General features: G+C 43.9%; 3 protein-coding genes and 1 pseudogene. All 4 read right to left on the bottom strand.

Annotation, left to right across the window (positions count from 1 at the left end):
• A pseudogene (locus B4K20_RS08145) lies at window positions 1-187 on the bottom strand (dihydroorotase); the annotation flags it as partial.
• On the bottom strand, window positions 180-2,189 hold the full coding sequence (gene thrS / locus B4K20_RS08140; protein ID WP_289282526.1) for a threonine--tRNA ligase: 2,010 nt from the start codon (window positions 2,187-2,189) through the stop codon (window positions 180-182). The pseudogene B4K20_RS08145 and the gene thrS, both read right to left, overlap by 8 nt.
• A gap of 183 nt (window positions 2,190-2,372) precedes the next feature.
• Window positions 2,373-3,392, bottom strand: coding sequence for an arsenic resistance protein (locus tag B4K20_RS08135; protein WP_289282525.1), 1,020 nt, complete (start codon window positions 3,390-3,392; stop codon window positions 2,373-2,375).
• Window positions 3,386-3,996 (bottom strand): NAD(P)-binding domain-containing protein (locus B4K20_RS08130; RefSeq protein ID WP_289282524.1); only part of this gene is annotated, 611 nt, incomplete at its 5' end. The genes B4K20_RS08130 and B4K20_RS08135, both read right to left, overlap by 7 nt.

The following is a 3,996-nucleotide window of genomic DNA, read 5'->3' as shown; positions in this document are numbered from 1 at the left end:
TGACACCAGGTAAGACATCCAGCCCAGACGCTTGTATAACGTCATCAGCTGACCAGCTATTTTTCAGCGAACCTATGGCTACAATTTGCCCATTTTTACAGGCAATATCCATTTCCTGTTTACCGGAGGGGGTATGAACTCTGCCATCGCTTATCAATAAGTCAGCATGATATTGATGATTACGCATGCGTATCACTCACGGCATCGGTCAACAATGTGTCAATGGCGTCTTGTATGGTACGAAATCGCGCGTCCATATCTGGCCTCTGACAATCCTGAATCAGCTTATTCATGGCTTCGATGATGGTAAACGTCCCTAATGGTTTTCCATTTTGACTACGCAAAGTGAGCGTTTTAGTTTGCTGTTCTTTGTCGCCGACAATCGCAATAAAAGGGACGTATTTCAGGGTATGCTGACGTATTTTATAGCCGATTTTTTCACTACGGGTGTCGATTTCAACGCGTACACCATAATGTCGTAAAATATTGACGACTTGTGAAACGTATTCTGTTTGCTCAGAACTGATGGTACAAATAACCAGCTGAACCGGCATCAGCCAAGCCGGCAATTTGCCTGCATAATGTTCCAATAAAATGCCGATAAAGCGTTCTAATGATCCGAACAAAGCGCGGTGGATCATCGCCGGTCTTTTTTTCTCACCTGTTTCTGAAATGTAGTGTAAATCAAAGCGTTCTGGTAAGTTCATATCGACCTGAAGCGTGCCACATTGCCATTCGCGTCCGATAGCGTCTCGCATGACAAACTCGAGTTTGGGACCATAAAATGCCCCTTCACCTTCATTTAGCTGAGCCACAATATCCAGTTCTTTAAGCGCATCAATCAGGGTATTTTCAAGTAAATCCCAGATATCATCAGAGCCAATGCGATGATCTGGGCGGGTGGACAATTTAACGTCAATGTCTTCAAAGCCGAACTGATGATACACATCCAGAGTTAACTTAATGGCTTCAATACATTCGGTGAGCATTTGTTCGGGAGTGCAATAGATATGAGCGTCATCTTGGGTGAAATGCCTGACTCGAAGCAAGCCATGTAAAGCACCAGAAGGTTCATAGCGATGCACTTTGCCAAATTCACTCATGCGAATAGGCAGATCACGGTAGCTTTTTAGATCATGCTGATGTAATAAAACACTGCCAGGGCAGTTCATTGGTTTCAACACAAAGGATCGGCCATCCGCTGTGTCCGTTGTGAACATATGATCTCGGTAATTTTGCCAATGACCAGATGTTTCCCACAGACTTCTGTCCATAATATCGGGTGAGTTGATTTCCTGATAATGCTCAGTATTTTGTCGTCTACGCAGGTAGGCAATCAATTCTTGCAGAATTAACCAGCCGCCTGGGTGCCAAAATACAGAACCCGGTGCATCTTCTTGAAAATGAAATAAGTCGAGCGCTTTACAGATACGACGGTGATCCCGTTTTTCCGCTTCTTCCATTGCTTGCAGGTAGGTGCGTAACTCTTTAGCGCTATTCCATGCTGTGCCGTAGATGCGTTGCAGCATCTTGTTTTTAGCATCGCCACGCCAGTAAGCACCTGATAATTTCGTGAGTTTGAAATGTCGGCAAAAAGCCATATTAGGCACATGGGGACCACGACACATATCGATATAATCTTGATGGTAATAAAGCCCCACCTCTTTGATATCTGTGTCCATATCATCGATGAGGTTTACTTTGTAGGTTTCGCCACGCTCCATAAATAGATCGCGCGCTTGCGCTACGGGCACCTTTTTTTTGATGACCTCGTATCCTGTCTTGGCTAATGTTTCCATACGCTCTTGAATGAGGTCGAGGTCAGATGGAGAGAAGTGATAGTCACTGTCGACATCATAAAAGAAGCCGTTCTCAATGACTGGGCCAATGACCATTTTTGTGTCAGGAAATAGTTGTTTGATGGCATGACCAAATAGGTGGGCGTTGGAGTGACGAATAATCTCAAGCCCTGCTTTACTATCACTCAGTATCAGCTCTACCGTGGCATCATGACTAATCCTATCGCTGAGATCCTGTAAAACGTTATTGACCTGAAGTGCCACTGTTGTTGAGCGATAAGCAGGACAAATGTCCGTTATCACATCATAGCCAGTGATAGCAGCATCATAGCTGTAGTCAGAATCACCAAATTTTACAGTGAATGTTGCGTGTGGTTGTTTTATGGACATAGTTAAAACTCAGTTTGAGGATGTATACCTGGCGAACAGGCTAGACAGATAGAAATAAAATGGTCAGAAAACCAAGAGTGAACACCATGTTTAAATAAGTGTTTGAATACATATCGATTATTTTGGGCAAAGCTGTGGCTGATAGCCTGATGAGCAGGCTCAGCTTGTGGCTTATCTCTATGGCTAATTAGCTTGTTCAGAATCATGTAAGCGATGTTTATGTTGATGAGTCGCTTTGGAGCGTAGTAGTAAATGACTGATGAGTGTCAGGTGAGGAAACTCCAACAGCATACCGATAACGATGGCGGCATAAATTAAAGGTTGTGAAGGTAAGGCAACCATCGTCACTGCCAGCATTAACGGGGCATTACGTGCCGCTATCGTCATGGTCAAAAGAACATGTTCCTGGTAAGGCAGCTTAAAAAAACGACTGAGGATTTCACTAAGAGCAAACGTCAGCACAAAAAAGCAGAATACACCTGCTAATAAACTGATGAAGACATTCACATTCTCAATAATGATGCCAAAATTACTGGCAAATATTTGAAAGATGACAATGGATATCACAATCGGAATGAGTCGATTAATCCCGTCAAATAACTGAAGCCGTTTAGACTGAGGTAATGTGGTCCTTATAAGAAGATGTATGACCACTGCAATTAGCAATGGCGTGAGAAACCATTGGGTGAATGTAGTCACAATAACATCGGATGCCAGACTGACATTATTTTGCGTAAACACGGACAGATAAATTGGGTACAACAGCAACTGTACGACCATGTTGATGGGTAATAACGCTGAGCCGAGTAGTGTGTCTCCCTGACAAATTCGGGTAAAGCCTAAAAACCAATCTGTGCAAGGTGACATAAAATAAATAATTAACCCGACCATGATTAAGGGATGATCAGGTAATATCAGCGAGGCGATGCCGTAACCAATCAGTGGCACGATCAAAAAGTTGGCGACTAAGCTAATCGAAAGAAATGACAGTTTATGTTTGAGATTGGATAAAGCATCAAATCGAACACTTGAAAACAACAAGATGATTAAAGACAACAGCACAGGATCGGTGTATTGACCGATGGCCGCGCCCATAACAGGTGCCTGATGACCCATCCATGAGCCTGTGACCAGACTGGAGAGTAATAAAAGTGCGGTTGCTCCCAGTCCTGTACGAGTAGATAGGCTTGCCGTGTTTAACATGCACAATCTCCACACTGCTCTTCATCGCATTGGCCTGCCCAGGGATTTCTGGCATTTAATGCTGAGCTATCCAAAGACAAGCAAAGCGCTAACAGCTCAGTGAGCTGAGTAAAGCGCTGACGAAACTTATAAATAAAACAATAAAGCTGCTCATCATGTCTGACTTGTGGGCCAACTAAAAACAGCCCAGGCGTACAGGTTGATTCATCAGCTTCTGTCAGCAGAATTCGGCAGTCTTCATCCCATTCCCATAAATGTGCAATCTGCTTAGCGCCACCACCGGATAAGAAACCAGTAGCGAGAATAGGGGCCGTCCTTGATGACCATTGGCGTCCATCCTCACTGGATACGATATATGCGTCGGCTGTCTTTTTAATGGACTGGATATTCGCGTCAAATGTGATAGTGAGACGTTCTGATTGGATAGCCTCATTGAATCTGTCGAGACTGTAGGGTGAAAGCATTTTACTGGGATCACTGCTTGGTTTATTCCAGTCCGATTCTTTCATCAATACACGAACATGATGCCCCGATGCTAGTAGATTAATACTGGCGTCTATGGCACTTTCATAGCCGCCAATGACCGTATAGGCTTCAGCATTAA

Source organism: Methylophaga sp. UBA5088 (assembly GCF_002414625.1).
GTDB lineage: Bacteria > Pseudomonadota > Gammaproteobacteria > Nitrosococcales > Methylophagaceae > Methylophaga > Methylophaga marina.
This window is presented reverse-complemented; position numbering and strand designations above follow the sequence as displayed.

Coding starts and splice junctions, on each gene's coding strand:
- B4K20_RS08135 (WP_289282525.1), bottom strand. CDS start 3,392: ATGTTAAACACGGCAAGCCTATCTACTCGTACAGGACTGGGAGCAACC.
- thrS (WP_289282526.1), bottom strand. CDS start 2,189: ATGTCCATAAAACAACCACACGCAACATTCACTGTAAAATTTGGTGAT.